19 protein-coding genes and 1 tRNA gene are annotated in these 23,199 nt (G+C 41.3%); 6 read left to right on the top strand and 14 right to left on the bottom strand.

The features are described 5' to 3' along the window. Window positions 1-46 precede the first annotated feature (46 nt). The 5 genes from ACOQO5_RS03370 to ACOQO5_RS03350 all read right to left on the bottom strand — a co-directional run bounded on the left by ACOQO5_RS03370 (window position 47) and on the right by ACOQO5_RS03350 (window position 6,540). On the bottom strand, window positions 47-1,048 hold the full coding sequence (locus tag ACOQO5_RS03370) for a 4-hydroxyproline epimerase (protein WP_420580266.1): 1,002 nt from the start codon (window positions 1,046-1,048) through the stop codon (window positions 47-49). Window positions 1,049-1,175: 127 nt separating this feature from the next. After that, a complete protein-coding gene (locus tag ACOQO5_RS03365) occupies window positions 1,176-2,120 on the bottom strand; it encodes an ornithine cyclodeaminase family protein (RefSeq protein ID WP_420580265.1) in 945 nt (314 codons plus the stop codon). 56 nt (window positions 2,121-2,176) lie between these two features. After that, a complete protein-coding gene (locus ACOQO5_RS03360; RefSeq protein ID WP_420580264.1) occupies window positions 2,177-3,928 on the bottom strand; it encodes a DUF885 domain-containing protein in 1,752 nt (583 codons plus the stop codon). Next, window positions 3,925-5,505 (bottom strand): aldehyde dehydrogenase (NADP(+)), encoded by a 1,581-nt coding sequence (locus ACOQO5_RS03355; protein WP_420580263.1) that lies wholly within the window; start codon window positions 5,503-5,505, stop codon window positions 3,925-3,927. The genes ACOQO5_RS03360 and ACOQO5_RS03355 overlap by 4 nt, the downstream gene beginning before the upstream one ends. A gap of 114 nt (window positions 5,506-5,619) precedes the next feature. After that, the gene (locus tag ACOQO5_RS03350; RefSeq protein WP_420580262.1) at window positions 5,620-6,540 is read right to left on the bottom strand and encodes a dihydrodipicolinate synthase family protein; all 921 of its coding nucleotides are present in this window, start codon (window positions 6,538-6,540) and stop codon (window positions 5,620-5,622) included. 277 nt (window positions 6,541-6,817) lie between these two features. Between ACOQO5_RS03350 and ACOQO5_RS03345 the strand changes: the two genes are divergently transcribed. Both ACOQO5_RS03345 and ACOQO5_RS03340 read left to right on the top strand, forming a co-directional pair. Beyond that, a complete protein-coding gene (locus ACOQO5_RS03345) occupies window positions 6,818-7,696 on the top strand; it encodes an AraC family transcriptional regulator (RefSeq protein WP_420580261.1) in 879 nt (292 codons plus the stop codon). 199 nt (window positions 7,697-7,895) lie between these two features. Further along, on the top strand, window positions 7,896-9,170 hold the full coding sequence (locus ACOQO5_RS03340; RefSeq protein WP_420580260.1) for a S28 family serine protease: 1,275 nt from the start codon (window positions 7,896-7,898) through the stop codon (window positions 9,168-9,170). A 106-nt stretch (window positions 9,171-9,276) separates the two neighbouring features. Here ACOQO5_RS03340 and ACOQO5_RS03335 read toward each other — a convergent pair whose 3' ends face one another. The 8 genes from ACOQO5_RS03335 to ACOQO5_RS03300 form a co-directional block, all read right to left on the bottom strand. Then, window positions 9,277-9,567 (bottom strand): type II toxin-antitoxin system RelE/ParE family toxin, encoded by a 291-nt coding sequence (locus ACOQO5_RS03335; protein WP_420580259.1) that lies wholly within the window; start codon window positions 9,565-9,567, stop codon window positions 9,277-9,279. 1 nt (window position 9,568) lies between these two features. Next, complete coding sequence (locus ACOQO5_RS03330; protein WP_420580258.1) at window positions 9,569-9,826, bottom strand: hypothetical protein; 258 nt, start codon at window positions 9,824-9,826, stop codon at window positions 9,569-9,571. Window positions 9,827-9,927: 101 nt separating this feature from the next. After that, window positions 9,928-10,755 (bottom strand): hypothetical protein, encoded by an 828-nt coding sequence (locus tag ACOQO5_RS03325; protein WP_420580257.1) that lies wholly within the window; start codon window positions 10,753-10,755, stop codon window positions 9,928-9,930. Window positions 10,756-11,043: 288 nt separating this feature from the next. Next, window positions 11,044-14,322 carry a glycosyl hydrolase gene (locus ACOQO5_RS03320; protein WP_420580256.1) on the bottom strand — a complete coding sequence of 1,093 codons (3,279 nt, stop codon included), beginning with the start codon at window positions 14,320-14,322 and terminating at the stop codon, window positions 11,044-11,046. Between the two features lie 151 nt (window positions 14,323-14,473). Continuing rightward, window positions 14,474-14,548 (bottom strand) — tRNA-Val (locus ACOQO5_RS03315). Window positions 14,549-14,569: 21 nt separating this feature from the next. Next, entirely contained in the window at window positions 14,570-14,821 is a 252-nt protein-coding gene (locus ACOQO5_RS03310; protein WP_420580584.1) for a GIY-YIG nuclease family protein, read from the bottom strand. Window positions 14,822-15,116: 295 nt separating this feature from the next. After that, window positions 15,117-15,341: a hypothetical protein gene (locus ACOQO5_RS03305; protein WP_420580255.1), complete on the bottom strand. Its 225-nt coding sequence runs from the start codon at window positions 15,339-15,341 to the stop codon at window positions 15,117-15,119. Between the two features lie 32 nt (window positions 15,342-15,373). Next, window positions 15,374-16,147, bottom strand: coding sequence for a class I SAM-dependent methyltransferase (locus ACOQO5_RS03300; protein WP_420580254.1), 774 nt, complete (start codon window positions 16,145-16,147; stop codon window positions 15,374-15,376). Window positions 16,148-16,230: 83 nt separating this feature from the next. Here ACOQO5_RS03300 and ACOQO5_RS03295 point away from each other — a divergent pair, with 83 nt between their 5' ends. Then, window positions 16,231-17,412 carry a GWxTD domain-containing protein gene (locus ACOQO5_RS03295; RefSeq protein WP_420580253.1) on the top strand — a complete coding sequence of 394 codons (1,182 nt, stop codon included), beginning with the start codon at window positions 16,231-16,233 and terminating at the stop codon, window positions 17,410-17,412. Further along, the gene (gene rlmB / locus ACOQO5_RS03290) at window positions 17,391-18,164 is read left to right on the top strand and encodes a 23S rRNA (guanosine(2251)-2'-O)-methyltransferase RlmB (protein ID WP_420580252.1); all 774 of its coding nucleotides are present in this window, start codon (window positions 17,391-17,393) and stop codon (window positions 18,162-18,164) included. Before ACOQO5_RS03295 ends, rlmB begins: the two co-directional genes overlap by 22 nt. Here rlmB and ACOQO5_RS03285 read toward each other — a convergent pair. Continuing rightward, on the bottom strand, window positions 18,161-19,234 hold the full coding sequence (locus tag ACOQO5_RS03285; protein WP_420580251.1) for a mannose-1-phosphate guanylyltransferase: 1,074 nt from the start codon (window positions 19,232-19,234) through the stop codon (window positions 18,161-18,163). The genes rlmB and ACOQO5_RS03285 overlap by 4 nt on opposite strands. 243 nt (window positions 19,235-19,477) lie before the next feature. On the opposite strand from ACOQO5_RS03285, the gene recQ reads away from it, so the two are divergent. After that, complete coding sequence (gene recQ / locus ACOQO5_RS03280) at window positions 19,478-21,667, top strand: DNA helicase RecQ (RefSeq protein WP_420580250.1); 2,190 nt, start codon at window positions 19,478-19,480, stop codon at window positions 21,665-21,667. A 169-nt stretch (window positions 21,668-21,836) separates the two neighbouring features. Then, complete coding sequence (purD, locus tag ACOQO5_RS03275) at window positions 21,837-23,114, top strand: phosphoribosylamine--glycine ligase (RefSeq protein WP_420580249.1); 1,278 nt, start codon at window positions 21,837-21,839, stop codon at window positions 23,112-23,114. The last annotated feature ends 85 nt before the right edge of the window (window positions 23,115-23,199 follow it).

The raw sequence follows: 23,199 nt of genomic DNA, 5'->3' as shown, positions 1-23,199 counted from the left end.
CAAGCGGCAGGGGGACTTCTCGCTTCGCTCGAAGTGACGTTGGTTATTAAATCACTTGGAAACCATGCGCATACGGATCATCATCATCAATAATAATATTATTGTACCCTGTCACCTGTGCCCAGCCTTGAATGCTTGGCACGATCGCTGGTTTATCTCCTAAAGTAGTTTCTTCGACTACCCTTCCTATAAATTTAGAACCTATAAAGCTTTCGTGAATAAATTCTTCGCCCAATTTCAATTTGCCTTTGGCATGCCACTGCGCTAATCGCGCAGAAGTACCTGTGCCACAGGGTGAACGGTCGATGGCTTTGTCTCCATAGAATACCGCATTTCGAGCTGTGGAAGTTGGGTCTAAAGGCTCGCCTGTCCATAGCATGTGTGTGAGGCCTCGGATGGTATCATTTTCTGGATGAACAAAATCGTACTTTTCATTGATTTTGTTGCGCAGCTCCTGACTCCAGCGGATCAAATCCCCAGCTGTGTTTTTATGAACACCTTCGAAATTTTTCTGAGGATCGACAATAGCATAAAAGTTCCCGCCATAGGCCACATCGAAGGTCAGCTCACCCAAATCTTTACTTTCAATGGTAAGATTTTCAGCAGCCAGATATGATTTGACATTAGTCAATTTTACCCACTTTACTTTTTTTCCTTCTTGATGATAATCTACAAGTACTAATCCCGCTGGAGTTTCCAGCCGAAGTTTACCTTCTGTTTTAGGTGTAATCAGTCCTTCTTCTATAGCAATAGTGACAGTACCTATGGTACCATGCCCACACATCGGCAAGCATCCGCTGGTCTCGATAAATAGTACCCCGACATCATTTTGAGGATCAGAAGGAGGAAAGAGTATGCTGCCCGACATCATATCGTGGCCACGAGGTTCGAACATTAAACCAGTACGAATCCAGTCGTATTCCTTTAGAAAATGCTGGCGTTTTTCACTCATGTTGGCTCCAATCAGATTTGGACCACCACCTGCCACTACACGGACAGGGTTACCGCAGGTATGAGCATCTACACAAAAAAATGTTTTTCTAGCCATTGTTGTTATTTCTCAATGTTTTTCAATCCCCCTTTCGACCTAGCCTGCAAGCAAGCTACTTCTGTTCTTTCCTCCTTTTCAAAGGGGTACTGAGGGGGATTTCTTCGTTCAGAAAGGTTTCTCATCATTAGTTTTCACTTTTTTCAAAAGCCAAAGTAGCAGCAGCCAAATCCTCCAATGCATGCCCTACAGACTTGAAGCAGGTAATAGTTTCAGGACTTCTTTCTACTTGTTTCTTACCTTGAGCCAAATCAAACAAGTCCGCCTTAATGTCTTCTATTTTGAAGGTGCCGTTGGCAATTGGGATGGCCAGATCGCCCGTTTCCTTGGTTGCGCCCTCAATATTGTCTACATAGACTTCAGTCTTCTCTAATACCTCATCGTCCATCTCGCGCATGTCAGGTTTGTAGGCTCCTATCATATCCAAATGTTGGCCTAGTCTTAAATCCTTTCCAAATACTAATGCCGTTGGGCTTAAGGTTGCACAGCTAATGATGTCAGCTTTTTTTATGCCTTCCTCAATCGACGAAACGGTTTGCATGGATACATCTTCGATAGTAATAGAATCAATAATGGTCTGTGCTTTCTTTTCCGACCTTCCCCAAACCAGTACTTCTGAAATGGGGCGAACAGTACAATGTGCTTTGATCAATTCTGCAGATAACGCACCTGTTCCTATCACTAAAAGCGTTTTGCTGTCTTTTCTTGACAAGTATTGTGAAGCCAAAGCAGAGGCCGCAGCAGTTCGTTTCACGGTTAATTTTTTCGCATCTATCAGGGCTTTTGGGCTTCCTGTTTGCAGGTCGAAATAAATGTACAGCCCTTGAATAGAAGGTAGATTGTGCTGAGAATTGTTTGGAGATACATTTACGATTTTCACTCCGAGGTTTTCACCCTTGTCCCAGGCGGGCATCAAAAGTAGAGTGGATTCCATTCCCTCTTTCGGGTTGGGATATTGATGATGATGCCTCATCGGGATGTTATAGTCTTGAGCAAATGCTTCATTGATCTTGGGGATTAGTTCCTCATAGCCCAATAGCTGCTCCAATTCTTCTGCTTCTATGTATTTCATCCTTTTATTACGTCATTGCGAGCGTGCCTTTTGGAGAAAGGCAAAGCGTGGCAATCTTATTCTTTGTTTGATAACTTATCTTCAATATACCTCTCTACCATCTCTTCCATAATCTCTAACGTGACCGTACCCTGAGAAAGAATCAAATCATGAAACTCGCGGATGTCGAATTGGTCACCCAACTGCTCTTCGGTTTTTTTGCGTAAAGCTTTGATTTTCAGCTCTCCTATTTTGTAGGAAAGGGCTTGAGCCGGCCACGAGATATATCTGTCCGTTTCAGTTTTGATTTCGTGCAGGGACAAAGCAGTGTTGGCGGCCATATATTCCATCACCTGATCTCTGGTCCAGCCTTTGGCATGGATGCCCGTGTCTACTACCAGCCGACAAGCACGCCACATTTCGTAAGTGAGCCTACCAAAATTGCTATAGGGATCTTTGTAAAAGCCTGCTTCCAACCCTAAAAATTCGGAGTACAAACCCCACCCTTCCCCAAAAACAGAAAGATAAAGTGACTGCCTAAAATCTGGCAAATGTGTCAACTCTCTGGACAAGGCTTCCTGCAAATGATGTCCGGGGACAGCTTCATGAAAAGAAAGTGCTTCTAGTACATACAATGGCCTGCTTTCCAATGCGTAAGTATTCACCCAATATTCGCCTGGTTGATTGGCATCGAGCGATCCGGGTGAATACCGACCTCCAGTGTATTTGGGTGCCAAATGATCGGGAACAGGTTTTACCGTGTACGGCTGTCTCGGCAGCTTGCCAAAAAGCTTGGGCATTTTACCATCCATGGATTTAGAAATCCACGCGGCTTCCTTGAGTAGTTCTTCGGGTGTCTTGGCATAGAATTGTGGATCGGTTCGGAGAAAATCTAAAAACTCGGCAAAGCTTCCTTCGAAGTTTACCTCCTCAATGATCTTCTCCATTTCGCCTTTGATTCTAGCTACTTCCTGTAGTCCCAATTGATGGATAGAATCCGGACTCAATTCTAAAGTTGTGTAGTACTTGATTCTCTGTTTGTAAAACTCCTCGCCCTCGGGCAATTCGTTGGCGCCAATGGATGTTCTCGTTTTTGGTACAAATTCATTGGTCATGAATTCTGAAAACTGCTGATAGCCGGCAATGGCTCCATTTCGAACAGCTTGCTCTCCCTTTTTTATGAGGTCTTGCTTTTCTTCTGCTGAAAGCTGGTTAGGTAGACTCAAAAATGGCTGAAAGAAAAGACTCTGTCTCATGTCTTCTACCAGGTGATTGTCATAAGTGACTTCATAGTCTTTCAAAATGACCTTTGGCTGTACCATGCCGATCTCCAGACCTCTTCTCATCAACGCAATGTGTTGATCGACATATTGCGGAAATGATTCTAATACACCAATGTAATCCAAAAAGTCTTGTTTGCTGGTAAACGAGAAATGCTCAGGAGTGAATGCAAATGATATATGAAAACCATCGTCGGCCAGAATTGGGTTCAAGTAGCCTTTCAAATCATACTGAGCTACTTTATCTTCCTGCACAAATTGGAACAGTTTTAAGGTAATTTGATCTTCAAAAGAAAGTTGTGATTGATCGATAGCTTTTAGCTGAGAAATGATGTCGCGTGTAAAGTCAGCTCTCTTCTTCAGTGCAGACTCACTCATGTCAGGCAAACGGTTGTAGTTGTCCGTCAGGCTGGAGAACTCCTGCTGTTCGAAAGCTTCATTCGAAGCAATGATGTCGAACAATTTGTCTTTTTCAGATACAGAAGGGCCTGCACAACTAAATACTAGTAGTACAAGCCCTATCCAATTACCATTCACTAAGCTTTTCATATGGCTTTGTTTGTCCAATTGCCATCTACACTACGCCAAATGCCATTTGGGTTTTCATTATTTAATTCGTCAGGTAACAAAAACTGAGGAGCATTTTGATAGGCCACAGGTCTTGCAAACCTTTTGATTGCATCAGAGCCAACAGAGGTAAACCTGCTATCTGTCGCTGCTGGAAATGGCCCGCCGTGTTGCATCGAAGCACATACTTCTACACCTGTAGGTACGCCGTTGTAAATCAAACGACCTGTCTTTTTCTCGGCCAATTGAATCAGATTTTCAAATGACTGGAAGTCATTTTCAGTACCCATGAAAGTCACTGTCAGTTGACCGGTGAGTTTTGCAATCACTTGATCCAATTGTGTTTGGTCTTGACAAGTCACCACCAAGGAGTAAGGGCCAAATACTTCGTGCTGCAAGTTAGGATTGCTCAAAAAATCTGCGGCAGAAACCCTCGCAACGGCAGCGTTAGCACCGTTACGAAGAGTCTCACCATTATTCGAACTAATTAACTTTACTCCGTTTTGGGTTAATGAAGTTTCTTTGTTTTTGACGAAGCTGGTCGCAATGCCTTCGTTGAGCATGGTAGCTACAGCACTTGCAGTTATCTCATCGGCTAGTGTATCGCAGAATTGATCCAGTTCGGGGCTTTCCAGTCCTATCAGCAGCCCAGGATTGGTACAAAACTGACCTACACCCAGCGTGATGGAACCCGCATAGGTTTTGGCGAGTTGTTCGGTTTCTGCTTTTAGTTTTTCTGGTAAGAATATTACCGGATTGATACTACCCATTTCGGCGAAGACCGGAATTGGGTCCTCTCTTTCGATGGCCATTTTGTACAGCGCCATGCCACCGACCAAAGAACCAGTGAAGGCGACTGCTTTTGTTTTTGGATGTTTGACTAAAGTTGTACCTAATTCAAATCCTTCTCCAGCCAACGAAGAATACACGCCATCTGGCATCCCTGATTTTTTTGCAGCCTTAGCGATAGCGTCAGATACTAGTTCGTTGGTTTGTAGGTGTGAATTGTGTGCTTTCACAACTACTGGGCAACCAGAAGCTAGTGCAGAGGCTGTATCTCCACCAGCAGTAGAAAAGGCCAATGGAAAATTACTTGCCGTGAACACAACCACAGGCCCAATCGGTCTCAACATCTTTCTAATGTCAGGTATTGGTAAGGGTTCACGATCTGGTTGGGCCGTATCAATTGTGGCTTCCACCCAGGCACCATCTCTCAGTAAGGAAGCAAAAAGTTTTAATTGTCCCATGGTACGGCCGCGTTCACCTACGATTCTGCCTTCGGGCAATGCAGATTCTTCCATGGCGGTATGCACGAGTTCATCTCCAAGATTTAGAATTTCATCAGCAATGGCTTCTAAGAATTGCGCTCTCTGTTCAGGCGAAGTTTGACTATACGTATCAAAGGCAATTTCTGCCTTGTTCATAGCCGCTTCAATGTCTCCACTTGTCGCTCCTTTGAAACTACCGGGCCTTGTCTCGGCCGTGGCTGGGTTAAAAGAATGCAATGTGGCTGTTCCTTTGTCTGATAAATCGAATCCTATCCTGTTTTTTCCGTGCATGGGGTAATGTTTTTAATATATACAACTTTATTGCGAGGAGGTACGACGAAGCAATCTCGCTCTCTTAAAAGGTGATAAGATTGCTTCGCTGCACTCGCAATGACGGTTTTTATTTTATACTACTAACGCTTTATAATCTGGTAACTGCGGTCTTGACTTGATGCCTGCATCAATAATAGCTAATACCTCTTCTCTTTCTTTGCCAATGATAGGCAAACGAGGAGCTCTTACGTGCTCGGTTCCAATTCCTTCCGCTACTTCTGCCAACTTAATGTACTGAACCAATTTTGGATGCAAATCCAATTCGCAAAGAGGAATGAACCAACGATTGATGGCAGCTGCTTCCATGATTCTACCTGCTTTGAATAGTTCATAGATGGCTACTGTCTCTGCAGGGAAGGCACAGACTAATCCACCAACCCATCCGTCTGCTCCGTTGATCATGGTTTCCATGGCCAAAGTGTCTACACCACAAAGTACGGCGTATCTGTCGCCGAATTTAGACTTCAAACGAGTGACGTTGGTCACATCTCTGGTAGATTCTTTGATCGCTTGAATATTGCTATACGGCAGCAACTCTTCGAACATGTCGATCGTGACCTCAATCTTATAATCCACAGGGTTATTGTAGATCATAATAGGAAGCGAAGTAGAGCTAGCGACTGCTTTGAAGTATTCTACAGTTTCTCTGTCGTCTGCTTTGTATCTCATAGGAGGCAAAAGCATCAATCCATTCGCACCGTTGCTTTCGGCTCTTTTTGCCGCAGCTATAGCTCCATTTGTACTTTGCTCTGCAATGTTAATTACCACTGGAATATCTCCTTTGGTCACTTCGATGGTTGATTTAATCAACACGTCTTTTTCCTCCTCAGTGAGGGTACTGGCTTCGCCCAATGTACCACCTAAAATGACACCGTGTATGCCTGATTCAAGTTGAACTTCAAGATTCTTCTTGAAGGCATCCAAATCAAGATTGTCGTTCGCATCAAATTTGGTGGTTATTGCGGGGTATACGCCTTGCCAATTAATTTTCATGTCTTTATTATTTAAATATTCTTAGGTCAATTGGAGTCAATCATCTGGATATGGTATTCCAACTGTTGTTTTATTCCAATTTAAAATTTTTGTAAAAGTAGAGCAAGCTAAAATGCGCGGCTTATCAATATTTGATTGATACTAATACTATATTAACATCATATAAGGGTTTGTTTTGATATTAATGTATAAATAATATCTTTTGTAGTGGATAGTGGTACTATTCAACGCATTTGAACAATGAAGCAGCAGTTTAGAAAATGAAAATTGACAAGCTATGAAGGTTTTACCATTTAAGATTCCAAAGACAGATGACTCGTCATTTAGGGTGCAGGTAGATATCATGCCTCAGTTCTATGATATACTTCATCAACACCCCGAATCCCAAATTACACTCATTGTAAAAGGACATGGTACAGTGATTCAAGGAGATTATATCGGCAACTTCTCCGAGGGTGATGTATTTATTTTTGGAGCTAATGTTCCTCATGTATTAAAAAGTGATCCATCTTATTATGAAGAGGGCAGCACAGAAATGTGTCATGCGATTTGTGTCTTTTTCGATTCTGAAAGTTTTGGCAAAGACTTTTTCGAGCTGCCTGAGATGCGTAGTGTGAATGACTTTATGCGTAAGAGTGTGCGTGGGCTCAAGCTCCATGGCGATGCGAAAAGACAAGTGTCTAAAATCATCACGGAAATAGAAGATCAGGATGGCATTACTAAAATCATCTCTTTGCTCAACATTTTCAATCTATTGAGCCAGACGGAGGAACATCAGTGGTTGTCCAAAGAACCCCATAATCTAAATGTAGATGAATCGGAAGGCAAACGCTTGAACGATATTTTCCAGTTTACGATGAAAGAGTACCACCGTCCGATCACGCTCGACGAAGTGGCCGAGGTAGCGAATATGACCCCTTCGGCATTCTGTAGGTATTTCAAACAAAGAACCAGAAAGACCTATGTGAGTTTCTTGAATGAGCTTCGTGTGGCTCATGCTTGTAAGCTTCTCTTGAATAAGGAAATCAACGTGACGGAGGTCTGCTATCGCTCGGGGTTTGTAAACCTGTCCAATTTCAATAGGAAGTTTAAATCGCTGACCAACCATACGCCTTCGCAGTATCAGAAGGTACACTATCAGGAGCAGGTGCTTTGATCTAGTAGCTATTCGCGGATTTATTCCGCGATCTGTTTCGGTTAGTCAAGCAGATGCCGGAACAGATCCGGCAATTGAAATTTCCTTGTCATTTCGATCCCGATAGGTATAAGGAGAGAAATCTAAGCGTGCCCAAAATACGTCGATGAGATTACTCTCTATCGTTCGAAATGACAACTAATATTATTTCTTTACCCATATGAAAATAAAAATATTAACCCTTGCACTGATCAGTTTAACCCTGGTGCAATGCCATTCTACTCAGCAAGTCCAAGGCGATTTGAAGAATCAAATCATTGAACTGTTTCCGGGAGCTACTGTGGAAGCGATTGCTTATGAGGAGCCTTATCAGGAAGCCTATCTGGTGGTGATACCACAGTACCTGGATCACAATAATCCTGACTTGGGGACTTTCGACCAACGTATCTACCTCTATCATGTAGATTATGAGGCGCCGATTCATTTGGAAACTGGAGGGTATGATGTCTACCTGGCAGAGCGAGAGATTAGTAAAAATCTGGGTTTGAACCTGATCCTTGTGGAGTATCGTTTTTATGGCAATTCCAGACCTGAAGAAATCCCTTGGGAATACTTAACTAATGATCAGGCCATAGAAGATTATCATCGACTCAACCAGGCTTTCAGGAATATATATAAGACGGGCAAGTGGCTGACTTCTGGAATTAGCAAGGGAGGGGAGACAGCCATGATTTATAAATCTAAATACCCGAAAGATGCGGATGTGGTGGTGCCATACGTGGCACCGATTATTCTGGACACGGCAGATGTGCGTCCGTGGGAACATGTGAATCGAGTAGGAACTTCGAAATGCCGACAAAAAGTAAAGAGTCTACAAAAAAGACTGTTACAAAATAAGGAAGATGTGTTGGGTCTGATGATGGAAAAGACCAATGAAGATTCACTGACTTTTGAGATCGGGCATGAGGTGGCGTTGGAATATGCCATTTTGGAATACCCGTTTTCTTTCTGGCAATGGAATGGTGACTGTGGTCAAATTCCTGATGAGAAAGCAACTTTGGATTCTGCATTCCATCATTTGAATGGCGTGTCTGGGGTCAGCAATTTTTCTGATCAGTCTTATGATGGAGGTTTGCCATCCTACTACCAGCACATGCGAGAACTGGGGTACTATGTGATGGATACGACAGACCTGAGTGAGTGGCTGAGTCAGCAGAGATACAGCCATCGTGTATTTGCGCCGAAAGGAGTGGAGCTGACCTACAATGACAGCTATATGTCTGTGGTAAAAGACTACGTGGAAAATCAGGGTGAAAGGATGATCTGGATTTATGGAGGCTTGGACCCTTGGGGTGGCTGCGCGGTAGAGCCCAAAGGCCAAAGCACCATGAAATTCGTAAAGCCCGACGGCACTCACAGTACTCGAATCAAAGATCTGAAACCTGCTCAGCAACAGCAGATTTATGATTCGTTGAGGGTTTGGTTGGGGATTTAATAATAACGCTTGAGCGCATCTTCGATGCGTTCTTAATTTTCCAAGGCATTTGAAATGCCAACTAAATTTGTTACGCTTTGAAATGCGCACCAGAGTATGGTGTATTTTAAATGTCTATCGATTCAGGGTTTTGATAAGTATTCCAAAAACGAACCAGGTAAATAGTAGATTCCTTTTCTTGATAAAACAGCGTGATTTGCTTTCGAATGACTGCTCTTCTTATTGATTTGTAATCGCTTTTAGGATACAGTTTCGGATTGATTTTGAGCAATTCTAATACGGCATCAACTTCGTCAATAAAATTAATTGCCGATTCTTCTGTCCATTCTTTGAGCAGATACTTAATGTTTTGTTCATAGTCTGACTTAGCCTCGTCAGACCAAACAATATTCATCATCTTATTTGAAGAGGTTAGGGAATTTCTTTTTTGTGGAGGCCATCACGGATTCATGGCTGTGGACTTGACCATCTTTAATAGACTGCAATCCTTGATCAATGGCAGTTTTTTCTGCATCAGATAGTTTGACAGATTGCTGGTTGGACAGCTGCAGGCTTTTGAGCTGACGAATGACCTGACTGTCATCTATTCCGGCCAACCATTCGATTAAATTAAGTTTTTCTGCTTGAATGTCCATTTCGAAAATCGATTTACTCAAAAATAACGAATTGGGAGGATGTTTATTAGTGCACCTTAAAAAAACAACGGTCTCAGTGAGACGCTAAAACTAGTGGAGAAAATATAGCCCCAATTTGATTACTACTGAGCTGGTAAGCCCGTACTCAAAAAAGTCTTTCTTTGAATGAAAGGAAATGTTCTTTGAACCAACCCCCTTTTTACGTTATCATTTTTGAACTTATCAAGGATAAATAATTGGTCAACCAACAAATTAGTTAAATTAATTATTTCACCTGTTTTAAATTCAATTTCGGTGTATCCATAAAACAGCCAAGGGACTTTACCTCCTATAAAAGCGTTTAGTGTTTCTTGTTCAATTGTTGTTTTAAGAACTGTTTTGATATCATCTTTTAGAAATAGCTTTTTGATACCACCGTACTCAACAAGAATTTCGGGACTTCCTTTTGTTATGTTAATTCTGAGATTGGCATTGTCCTTATAGTATTGTCGATGTATCAGTAATCCTGGAAGCCAAAGAAAAATCCCAAAAGCAAAAATTATAAGCGACATTATAATACTGAATTCATTCTGATTCTGTTGTGTAAGAATAGAGAATTCAAAATATGTAAATATTAAAATGTAAGGAATCCCTAAAGTAAAAAACCATTTTAATTCCTTCCAATTTCTCTTAGAAGTAAGTGTATAATTATGGTTTTTAAGTAAATCTTCCCTTAAATATTTTCTGTCTTTTTTTGTCCTGTTTAGACTACTTTTTAATCTGGAAAAATCAGAAACAAAGAAGTAGCGAATCGATTCTGATATTAATTCAATTCTACTTTTCTTATGATAATGGTGTCTATTATTTTCGGGATTAAGATAATAGACCTCAAACACACCTCTTTTGCAATTATGAAGCAGAATTTGATTGTTTTGATTGTCTGAAATGTGGATGATTTTTAAATCTTCCAAATAGCCTTCGCTTGGCCAGTTGTTTTTAATAATTGTTTCTACTACAGGGAGGTCTGCATTTTTTGATTCGGTGTATTCACCATCTTCATCTTTATAATAATTGAGCTTATAGAAGAAAGGCATGAAATGGGGGTTGATCTAAACATTATGGTCCATTACACAATTATACCCAATTCCAAAAACAAAAAAGGTGACGCCGTCTTCGAGAGCCTTAGACTGACATCACCTTTTTATAATATTTCCTTATCCATAGGTCAGGGTTTAAACCCTGGCCTATGATGACGATCATTAATCCAAATGCCTCAAATTCCCCGGTGTGTAAGGTGCACCAGCAGCTTTTAGCTTTTTCTTGAAGTTGACCATTTTCACTTCGAGGATTTCTTTGGTGGCTTTGTACACCGGTTCTAGTTCCTCGACGGTGATTTTGTACACGTCGCGGTGTGTCTGGGTAGGTGCTGCGGTAGAGGCGGCCTGCTCCCAAGCCAGTGAACCTGATCGGCTGCTGAGCGATGGCACTTGCCCGATATCGAGTTTGGACTTGATTGGATCGCCATTCACGATGATGCTTAGCTTATTGACCTCGTCTTTGATGGTGTTGTACTCAGCTAGCAGTTCGCTTTGTGATACCGGAGTAGCCAGTATTGCCGCATTCATTTGCTTCAACTCACCATTGATTTCTGAAAGCGCCTGTGATACACTTTTCACCTTGCCTCTGAGTGCGCCTACCTTGGCCATAAACTCAGCAAGCTCTTTTCTATCGGCTGCTGGTAAAGTGGCGTTGTTGATCGGCATCAGATTGAAAGACTGTGTGCCTAAATCTGTGACCTTGCCATTTACTATGGAAGCCATGGTCACGCTATACTGGCCAGGCGCTACCATGGTGCCTTCGTTGGTTTCTGCCCATGGGTTGTAAAAGCTAGGTTTGCTCAAATCCACAGGGTTTTTCGGGCTGTTGCGCAAGTCCCACTTTAGTCGGCTGATGCCTTTCGATGGACTGGTAGTCAGTTTTCTTACAATCGTGCCTTCCGCGTCATTGATGGTGAAGAGGAGTGATGGGGCTACTTCTTCTTTCTCTGCTTTCAATGCTTCGTAGCTCGGAAAGTAGTTGTCTGCTTTTTTCTTGCTGTTTTCGGCTTCCTGCTCCTTGCGCTGATCGGCTTGGGACTTTATTCCGTCTTTGAGGTAATAAGTAAAGATCACCTCAGAACCTAAATTCTCTCCCATGAAATAATCGTCTCCTTGTGTAGCTGCTCCTTTCAATCCCAAAGGATAGGAATACTCAAAAAGCAAGCCGTCTCTTACGGAATACAGCTCCGAATTTTTGCTCAACGAGTTGCTTACGTTTCTCAAGGAAGAGTAATCATCCAAGACATAAAACCCTCTACCGAAAGTCCCCAGTACCAAATCGTTTTCATCTTTTTGGATAGCAATGTCGCGTACCGCTATGGTGGGTAATCCGCCTTTGAGCTGTTTCCATTCTCCACCGCCATTGTCAGAAAAGAAGACGCCGAACTCCGTGCCAACAAAAAGTAAGTTGTTGTCCACATGGTCTTCTTCGATGCTGTAGGCAGAACCTCTGTTTGGTAGATTCGAAGCGATGCTCACCCAGCTCGCACCTTGATCCGATGACTTCAATACATAAGGTTTGAAGTTGCCTCTTTTGTGGTCATTGAAGATGGCATAGATCAAGTTCTTGTCGTGCTTGGAAGTGAATACCATATTCACGTAGGTGTTGGCCGGAATGCCAGGAAAGCTGGAAGATTTGTTCCAGGATTTTCCGCCATCTTTTGATATTTGAATCAATCCATCGTCTGTGCCTACCACCAATAAGTTTTCATCCAAAGGAGATTCTGAGAAGGCTACGATTGTTCCATAAGGAGAAGTAGAGCCATTTTTCATTACTGCATCTACACTCCAGATTCTATCCATCACCTCTAGTTTGTTTCTGTCTATTTGTGCTGTCAGGTCATCTCCCAGTACTTCCCAGCTGTCACCACGGTCTTCGCTACGAAACAATTTATTGGCGGCAAAATACAGGCGTGTGGGTTTGTGATTGCTCACCTGCAAAGGCGCATCCCAGTTCCATCGGTATTCGTTTTCACCCTTTCTTTCTTTGGGTTGAATGCCTTTGAGTTCGCCACTCTTTTTATCGAATCGAGCCAATCCACCATACTGATATTGCGTGTAAACGATATCCGTGTTTTCGGTATCGATTTGGGTTTCGAATCCGTCGCCACCCTGAGTGATGTACCAATCTTCGTTTACGATGCTACTAGCACTCACCGTTCTGGATGGGCCGCCCAGGCTGTTGTTGTCTTGCGTACCGCCATAGATGTGATAGAATGGCTTGGCATTGTCTACAGACACTTTGTAGAATTGCGTGATGGACAAGTTGGCTTTGTAAGACCAGTGCTTGCCACTGTTCCAGGTTTCGTAGATGCCACCATCACATCCGGCTAGCAGATGGTACGTATTGTTTGGATTGATCCAAAGACAGTGGTTGTCGACATGCTTATTGTCTTCCCCTACATTTTTGAAAGTTCGGCCTCCATCTACAGACACTTTCATCCAGGTATTCATGCTGTAGATTTTATCTGGATCCACTGGATCGGCTACGATTTCCTGATAGTAGTTTCCGCTAGAGGTATAGCTACTTCTTTTCTCCCATGATTCACCTCTGGTGGTAGAGATATAAAAACCGCCTTCGCCTCTGGCTGCTTCCACTATAGCATAGATGTATTCCGGATTGGCAGGCGAGATCGCCAGACCAATTCGACCCAAGTCAACCCCTGGCAAGCCACTGTTGATTTCTTTCCAGGTTTTACCACCATCGGTAGATTTGTGAATGCCCGAGCCGGGGCCACCACTGATGTAGGTGAATACATGCCGTCTTCTTTGATGGGAGGTGGCGTAAAGCACCTCTGAATTTCTTGGATCCATGTGGACTTCATTTACTCCTGTGTGTTTGTCGATGTGCAGCACGCGGTGCCAGCTTTCGCCGCCGTTGGTGGTTTTGTATACGCCGCGGTCTCCTCCGGCACTCCATAGCGGGCCAATGGCAGCGACATATACAATGTCCGAATTATTGGGGTCGACTACGATGGAGCCGATATGTTCTGACTTTTCCAGTCCCATATTTTTCCAGGTCTTACCTCCATCGAGAGATTTGTACACGCCATCTCCGTAGGCTACACTCCGCTGGTTGTTGTTTTCGCCAGTGCCTACCCAGATCACATTCGAGTTATTTGGATCCATGGTCACTACACCTATCGAATAACTGCCTTGGCTATCAAAAATGGGTTCGTAGGTGTTGCCGTTGTTCGTCGTTTTCCAAACGCCACCAGAGGCTACAGCTACGTAGTATTCAGTCGGGTTGTCGGGATTGACAGCAAAGTCAGCAATACGGCCAGACATGAGCGCCGGACCGACATGACGGAATTTTAGTCCGTCAACGGAAGTCTGGCTCAGTGCGGATTCTGGAGCTTTTTGGATGGAGAATTTTTTTCTTCGTTGGGCGGGAGCAACTAATGTCCCTACAACTAAGAGGAGGGTTAATAGATATTTCATTTTTAAAGGTTTGATTCAATAGAAGAAGAAAGGTACACTAAACCCATCCAATATGGCAAATCAAAAAATTGAGGGAGGTGATATAATGGTTTGAGTGGGGAGAGTAGTAAATTAAAGAGGTTACTTCAAGTAACCTCTTTAATTTGATGAGTGGGTCGTATTGGATTCGAACCAACGACCTCCGCCCTGTCAAGGCGGCGCTCTAAACCAGCTGAGCTAACGACCCAAGTTTTTTGTGCAAATATATTTAATGCCTGAAATTTTCAATGAGGGATTCAATATACTTCCGACTCTTCATCTTTTTAATTTTCATTTCTGCTTTCACAGCTTCAGATCTTGTTTCGTAGTCATTATGATACTTTAAGGTCCATGGTTTTCCTGCCTTAGTAAATTTTGATCTTGAGTTATTATGATCCTGCAATCGTTGATCTAAGTTTTGAGTAGATCCGACGTAATATTTATTTAATGATTGGGAATATATAATATAAACGTAGAACATGTCGACCTTCCCGATGCAATCGGGACGCTCTAAACCAGCTGAGCTAACGACCCATGTTTTTTGTGCAAATATATTTAATGTCATGAATTTTCAAACATCAACTTACTCGGCATACGAGTTGAACAACCCATAGAGTAACACAAAAAATATAGCCATAAACAAAATCAAAATAAGACCACCTTTAAAGTAATTCTTGAGCTCCCTTTTGCTTTGATAGGGGCTTTTAAATTTAGAAATCCATGAACTCTTTGGAATCTTTCGAAGAGGAACTGAGTGCTTATTTTCAATATGTTTTTTACTTTCCAAAAATTGCTGCTAATAATACTAAAGAGAGAATTCCAAATATAACTAGACCGATCAGAATCAATCCACCTTTCAGCGTACTGTTGGCTTCTTTTTTACTTCTGTACTGGCTTGTGAAATTGAAGGCATCGTACTCATATTCTCGCTCTTCTTGTCTCGAAGGATTGTGAGTGGATTTTGCCGAACTCCCCTGCCATGGTTTCTTGCCCAAAGCCATTTATAATTAGATTAGTTATACTCTAATCTACACTATTTTGTAACTACACAAAAAAGATCGAGATTCTCTTCGTGCTGATCTCTCAAGAAATAATCCGTGCGATCTATTTCAGTCACAAGGCCTTCGTCTTGTTTTTGAAGATTATTTCTGTTGAGTCTATTGAGCAAATCATAAGGGATTCTTAATAGCGCATTCGGGAGTCGATATTGTAAATTGAAAATATCGAATCGAGAGATTTTGGCTACGGACGCTCTGTTTTGTTCATGATACTCCATCACTTTTTCGTTACCCGCGATGCCTTTCATTTCTACTTGTGAAAAAATACTCCCAGCCAGATCCTTTAGTTCCTGGTTGGTGTACTCACGTTCGTGCCAAGGGTTTCTTGACAATGACATTTTGATATTCGGTGTAGTAATAACCGCTTGCCCACCAGGTTTAAGTACACGATGAATTTCTTCTAGAAATAGCTTGTCATTTTTGATATGTTCAATTACCTGAAAGGTAATGACTGTGTCAATTGAATTATCGGCTATATTATCAAAAGGAGGAAACACAGCAGCTCTAAATTCAACGTCAGGGTATTGAGGTTTTAGATTTTCTACAACTTCCTCTATTTTGTCTAGCGCTAAATAGCCTTCTGCCAACGGGGAAAGTACAGCTATACCTCGACCTTCTCCACATCCTGGCTCAAGTACCTGGCCATTGATATATGGTTTTGCCTCGTAGTAAGCCTGAAGCAATCTTTGGTGTATTGGGTTGTCGGAAACTATTTTGTCCGATGCTATTTCTGTAGTGTATGTTGCCATAGGCCGCAAAAATAAGCCAATTTTATACGTTAATCTCCAAATTGATTTATATTAGTTTTATGTGCATTTCCAAAAACTTCCCAGTGGCTTTTGTTCTATTGCTTATGTTGGCTTTTGGCCAAAATATCTGTGCTCATGATCTGACCAAAGAGAACTTCAGTTATCTCTACAATCATGACCCAGTGAAGATTAATCATCAGATAGCAAAGCAGGATTCTATTTACAAACTGATCTTAACTTTTCATTTGGTGAAAGTACTCCCTACTGACAGTTTGGTTGGATTTGAGCTTTATGAGCAGAAAAAAATTAATTCGGGACAGGAAATTTTGATCCAGCCCATAGCCGTCAATGTAGATTCTGGCTTTATAAAAAATGTAATTGAATTAGATTTCTATGCTCAGCCAGAGAATAACTATTTGGTTGTGAAGTTTTCTTTTCTTGAACGGCCTTATTTATATGGTATTCCAATCAATGAGGCGTTGGCTTTTCCATTATCGAATATTATTTACGGAGGGGACAATGAAGCCATGTTTTATGATGGCTATAAAAAAGGTGATTCTGTATGGTTTGAAGAAATTGATGAGGAGAGAGGCGACGATGTACAATACTTTGCTTATTTGTATAAAGAAGATTTTCCAGCGGCAATTCCTCCAATGGTAGTGGAAAATGGAGCTGCGGGAGAAGCACTGAAAATTGACAAGGTAGTAGGTTTCAAACGAGGCATGATGCTCAATAAGTCAGATCATTTATATTTTGTTCAGAATGATACAGCGTCAAATAAAGGTGTGTCTATCCTTAGTCACAAAGAATATTACCCCAGAACAAAAAGAGTGGAAGAACTCATTGAAACCTTGAAGTATATCTGTACGGGTGATGAGTATGAGGAGCTAAATGAAGCGGAGGATAAAAAATTGGCGTTCAATAATTTTTGGTTGAGTCATATCGAGGACAAAGAGCTGGCTTCCACAACTATTAAGAAGTACTTCAGATCTGTCAAGTTTGCTAACGCTCTGTTTACCGATTATAAAAATGGTTGGAAGACTGATCGTGGAATGATTTACATCGTTTTTGGTCCTCCAGAGGTAGTGACTAAAAAAGAAGAAATAGAAATATGGGAATACAAGACATTTGATGGTGATTTAAAGTTTACTTTTGCCAAAACACGCAACTTATTTGTTCAACACCACTATTCCCTCATTCGCGAGAAGTCGCTAAATAAGGCGTGGTTTACGGCAGTACAACAATGGAGAACCGGAGATTTGTAAAGAGACCCCCTAGAAAAGAAGAGCCTGACAATATGATTTTTGGCACTCGTGCCGTTATCGAAACAATCAAATCAGGTAAAACCATTGAGAGGATTTTCCTTCAGAAAGATCTCAAAAATGATTTAACAAAAGAATTGGTCGAATTGCTGCGAGGCTCAATGGTGACAGTATCAAAGGTTCCTGTAGAGAAGCTGAACCGCTTAACCAGAAAAAACCATCAGGGTGTGGTTGCTTTTGTGTCACCTGTTGATTTTGTGACGCTTCATAATATTGTAGCAAATAGCTATGAAAACGGGCTGGCTCCTTTGGTGCTTATATTAGATCGTGTGACCGATGTGAGAAATTTTGGAGCTATCTGTCGTTCTGCAGAGTGTGCGGGCGTAAACGGAGTAGTGATCCCAACAAAAGGTGGGGCAATGATCAATTCGGATGCGGTTAAAACTTCAGCAGGGGCATTGAGCTATCTCCCTATTTGCAAAGAAGATAGCCTAACCCATTCGGTAAAATATTTGAAGGATAGTGGTTTTCAAATTGTGGCGTGCACAGAAAAGACAGAAAAAGTTGTATTTGATGCAGATCTTTCCATTCCTACAGCTATCATTATGGGATCTGAAGAAGATGGAATATCTGAAGAATTATTGGAAGCAGCTGATGAGAAACTAAAAATCCCAATTGTAGGACAAATAGATTCTTTGAATGTTTCTGTGGCTGCAGGAATTATTCTCTTTGAAAGTATGCGTCAAAGAGGCTAGAGATATTTATCTCCTTTCAATTTTTTAGCTTGAGCTACATATTCTCTAAACTGAGCATCTTGATCTTTCTTGCAGACAATCAATACATCTTCAAAATCACCGACCAGATAGCCTTCTAAGTTGTCCAAAACAAGCAGTCTATTAGTTTCGGATTTTACAATGTTGTCTTTGCATTCTCCAAGTATCACTTGGCCATCAACAACATTGTCGTTTTCATCCTTTTCTCTGATTTCGTGAAGAGAATTCCAAGACCCCAAATCAGACCAGTCGAACGTACCTTGAACCACAAAGACTTCCTTTGATTTTTCTAAGATGCCATAATCGATTGAGATGTTTTCACACTGAGGATAGATCTTATCAATATAGATTTTTTCATCAGCCTCGTAATATTTGTCCGAACCACCTTCAAATGCTTCAGCAATATCTGGAAGAGAACCTTCAAAAGACTTCACAATAGCGGAAATGGACCAAACAAATATTCCTGCATTCCAGACAAAATCACCACTTTCCAAAAATTTTTTCGCTAAGGACAGTTCTGGTTTTTCTGTAAAAGTTTTTACTTTCTTTACCTCAGAATTATCATCCAAATACTGGATATAGCCATAGCCAGTTTCAGGGCGATTGGGTTTGATTCCAACAGTCAATAATTTGTCCGAGCCTTTCGCAGCTTCAGTAGCTGTTTTGATGACATTTGTAAAGTTTTGTTCTTGAAAAATGGCATGGTCTGCTGGAGTTACTACCATGACCGCATCCGGGTTTTTCTTTCGAACCTTGTATGCAGCGTATGCAATGCACGGAGCCGTATTTCTTCTTGCAGGTTCTGTAAGTATATGCTCAGGGTTGATGTCAGGAAGTTGTTCTTGAACTAGTTCTGCATAAATGTCATTAGTCACAACCAAAATATTATCTTTGCCAGTCGTTGGTAAGAAACGTTGGTAGGTCATTTGTAGTAAGGATTTGCCATTGCCCAATACATCAATGAATTGTTTGGGGCGGGAGTTTCTACTATACGGCCAAAACCTACTTCCAACACCCCCAGCCATTATTACTACAAAAACATCTGACTTCATCCCTTTTACATTTTTTAAATGGATGGCAAATATAGGAGGAGAATAATACTATGTATAACTAATTGATTAAAGAATTAGCCATAGTTATAAGGTAGGATCATCGCAATTCGATTGATTTTATCATGGTATTTGTATAATTTAAATAATAATTAACCAGCAACCGGAAACGAAATTTTGCAAGGCTAACTATGGTTAGCTCATTTTTTGTTAAATTATGTATCCGGTATATAAATTGAGAAGAAGATGATTGCATGCCAGGAGGATGAACTGAGGGGAAAACTGAAAGAAATATTTGGTTTTAGTAATTTCCGAGGTAACCAAGAACAAATCATTAACAACCTACTATCAGGCAGAAATACATTCGTATTGATGCCGACAGGAGCCGGTAAATCTCTGTGCTATCAATTGCCAGCAATAATCAGTGAAGGAACCGCAATTGTAATCTCTCCACTGATTGCACTGATGAAAAATCAGGTAGATCAACTCAATGCTTTTGGAGTCAATGCCCGATTCATGAACTCTACTCTGAATAAGACAGAAATGAAAAGAGTGAAGGAGGAAACTTTGTCTGGAAAGGTGAAACTTCTCTATGTGGCACCGGAATCCCTCACAAAAGAAGAAAACATTGAATTTTTAGGACAGGCAAATATTTCCTTCGCAGCAATAGATGAAGCACACTGCATTTCAGAGTGGGGTCATGATTTTCGTCCGGAATATCGAAAAATCAAATCTATAATAGGACAGTTCGGAGATATTCCAATTATAGCTTTGACGGCGACAGCTACGCCCAAAGTACAATTGGATATTCAGAAAAACCTGCAAATGGAGGAGGCTGATGTATTCAAATCCTCTTTCAACAGAAAAAATCTTTATTACGAAATCAGACCAAAAGTTGATGTTAAAAAACAACTCATCCGATTCGTAAAAGAACAAAAAGGTACTTCAGGAATTATTTACTGCTTGAGTAGAAAAAAAGTAGAAGAGATTGCCGAACTACTCAAGGTCAATGATGTGAATGCTGCTCCGTATCATGCGGGACTAGAAAGCGGAGTAAGAATGAAACATCAGGATGGCTTCTTGAATGAAGACATTGATGTGATCGTAGCCACCATTGCTTTTGGGATGGGTATTGACAAACCAGATGTGAGATTTGTAGTTCATTATGACGCACCAAAATCTCTAGAGGGTTATTATCAGGAAACCGGACGTGCGGGTCGAGACGGATTGGAAGGTAAGTGTATTTTATTTTATACGCTTGACGATATTATCAAGCTTGAAAAATTTAACAAGGACAAACCAGTAACTGAAAGAGAAAATGCCAAGCTGCTTTTAGAAGAAGTGTCTTCTTATGCAGAATCCTCGGTTTGCAGACGTAAGCAACTGCTGCATTATTTTGGGGAAGAGTATATGGAACCGGATTGTTCTGATCAAGGACTCTGCGATAACTGTGCTCACCCTAAGGAACTTTTTGAAGGTCAGGAGTTTATCGCTAAAGTGATCAATGCTGCCATTCAAACAGAAGAGCGTTTTGGGATCAGACACCTAGTCAATGTGATCAGGGGAATTGAAAGCCAGTATGTGAAAAGCTACAATCATAGCAAGCTGGAAGTCTACGGTATTGGCAAAGATGAAACGGAAGTTTTTTGGCGCTCTGTAGTTCGCCAAACTTTACTCAATGAATTTTTGATCAAAGACATAGAAAATATAGGTGTCCTAAAAGTCACGGAGAAAGGGCATGATTTCTTGAAGAAACCATTTTCTGTGGAATTGTCCAGAGATCATGATTATACTATAGAAAACCTTGATCATGACAATGGTGTGGACGCAAATGGCAAGGCGCATGACGAAGACCTTTATGATATTCTCAAAGGCATTAGAAAAAAGGTAGCTAAACAAAAAAACCTTCCGCCGTATGTGATTTTCCAAGACCCTTCTTTAGAAGAAATGGCTACTACATACCCAACAACTAAAGAAGACATGGCCCAAGTCAATGGTGTTGGTATAGGCAAAGTGTTAAAATTTGGAAAAGCCTTCATTGACGCCATAGCCAATTATGTAAAAGAAAACGACTTAGAAACGGCGTCGGATGTTGTGATAAAATCTGCAGTCAACAAATCCAAAATTAAAATTTTCTTAATCCAGCAAATCGACCGAAAGGTAGATTTAGAGGAAGTGGCAGAGATCAAAAACATTTCATTCGATGAGGTGCTAACGGAGATAGAAAATATCTGTTTTTCTGGCACCAAATTAAATTTGGATTACTACATTGATCAATTCATTGATGAAGATCGGCAAGATGATTTGCTTGACTATTTTATGACTGCTGACACAGACAATTTGGATGTGGCTATGGATGAACTCGAGCAAGACGGATACTCGGAAGATGAAGTTCGACTGATGCGCATCAAATTCATGTCCGAATACGCTAATTAATCCCTCAGATATTCCTTCAATTTTGTACCCGATTCATGAATTGGTTTAATTTTGCTCCTAACTCAAATCTAGTGGCAAATTTCATCAGGTTTGACGTTGATAAATCTAATTTGTCTGACATTGATGTTGGCACTTAAAACCCATACATTGGGTAAAATCAAATGAATTCATGAATGTACTTGTGATAGGAGCAGGTGGGCGTGAGCATGCGCTAGCTTGGAAAATCAAACAAAGCCCTAAATGCGATCAAATATTTGTAGCACCTGGAAATGCTGGATCAGCTGCAATTGCCGAAAATTTGGCTATAGGTGTAAATGATTTTGAAGCACTTGGTAAGGCTGTACTTGATCATGATGTACAATTGGTTGTAGTTGGACCTGAAGAACCATTAGTGAAAGGTATTCGAAATTACTTTGCCTCTACCCCTGAGTTGAAAGATATTTTGATGGTAGGTCCTGACGAAGTAGGAGCCCAGCTAGAAGGAAGCAAAGACTTCTCAAAAGCTTTTATGGTCAGAAACAATATTCCTACAGCAGGTTCTTTGACAGTAACTGCTGAGAACCTTTCTGAAGGGTTACAATATTTGAAGAAGGTACAGGCACCGTATGTATTGAAGGCAGACGGCCTGGCTGCTGGAAAAGGAGTAATCATTACCGAGGATATTAAAGAAGCTGAAGATTCTTTGAAGGAAATGCTTGATGGACAGTTTGGTGCAGCTAGTAGCAAAGTGTTGATCGAAGAATTCTTGCACGGTATTGAACTTTCAGTTTTTGTACTCACTGATGGTAAATCGTATATGACTTTGCCAGAGGCCAAAGATTATAAGCGAATAGGTGAAGGCGATACAGGACCAAATACCGGCGGTATGGGAGCAGTTTCACCTGTATCATTCGCAGATGAGGTTTTCATGAGTAAAGTGGAAGATAAAGTAATCAAACCAACAGTTGATGGCCTTCAAGCTGATGGCATAGATTTCATTGGGTTCTTGTTCATAGGATTAATGAATGTGAATGGCGAGCCTTACGTGATAGAATACAACGTACGAATGGGAGACCCAGAGACTGAAGTAGTAATGCCTAGAGTTGAGTCAGATTTTCTTTCGCATCTGACAGCAGCGGCTAAAAAAGAACTTGACAAGGAGCAACTTGCCATCAAATCTGAAACGGCTACTACAGTAGTTGCTGTGGCTGAAGGGTATCCTGGATCGTATGAAAAAGGCAGAGTGATGACTGGCCTGGATTCGGACTTCAAAGGCATTGTATTTCATGCAGGGACTTCCTATAATGGGGAAGAGATCGTTACCAACGGGGGGCGAGTGATTGCTTCCACTGGCTTAGGCTCAGATATCCAGTCTGCTCTAGATCAGTCTTATGGTAATCTCCAATCCATCTCTTGGGATGGCATGAATTACCGCAAGGATATCGGCAAAGATTTGTTGGCTCTTTGACAAGAGTCAGCGCAGAAAATTATACCGTCATTTGATAAGAATGAGGATAACAAATCTTCATTATATTTAAGGCTAATAAAAGCAA

Source organism: Reichenbachiella sp., assembly GCF_965223055.1.
GTDB lineage: Bacteria > Bacteroidota > Bacteroidia > Cytophagales > Cyclobacteriaceae > Reichenbachiella.
Note: the sequence above shows the minus strand (reverse complement) of the source record. Positions and strands in the feature narration are given on the sequence as shown.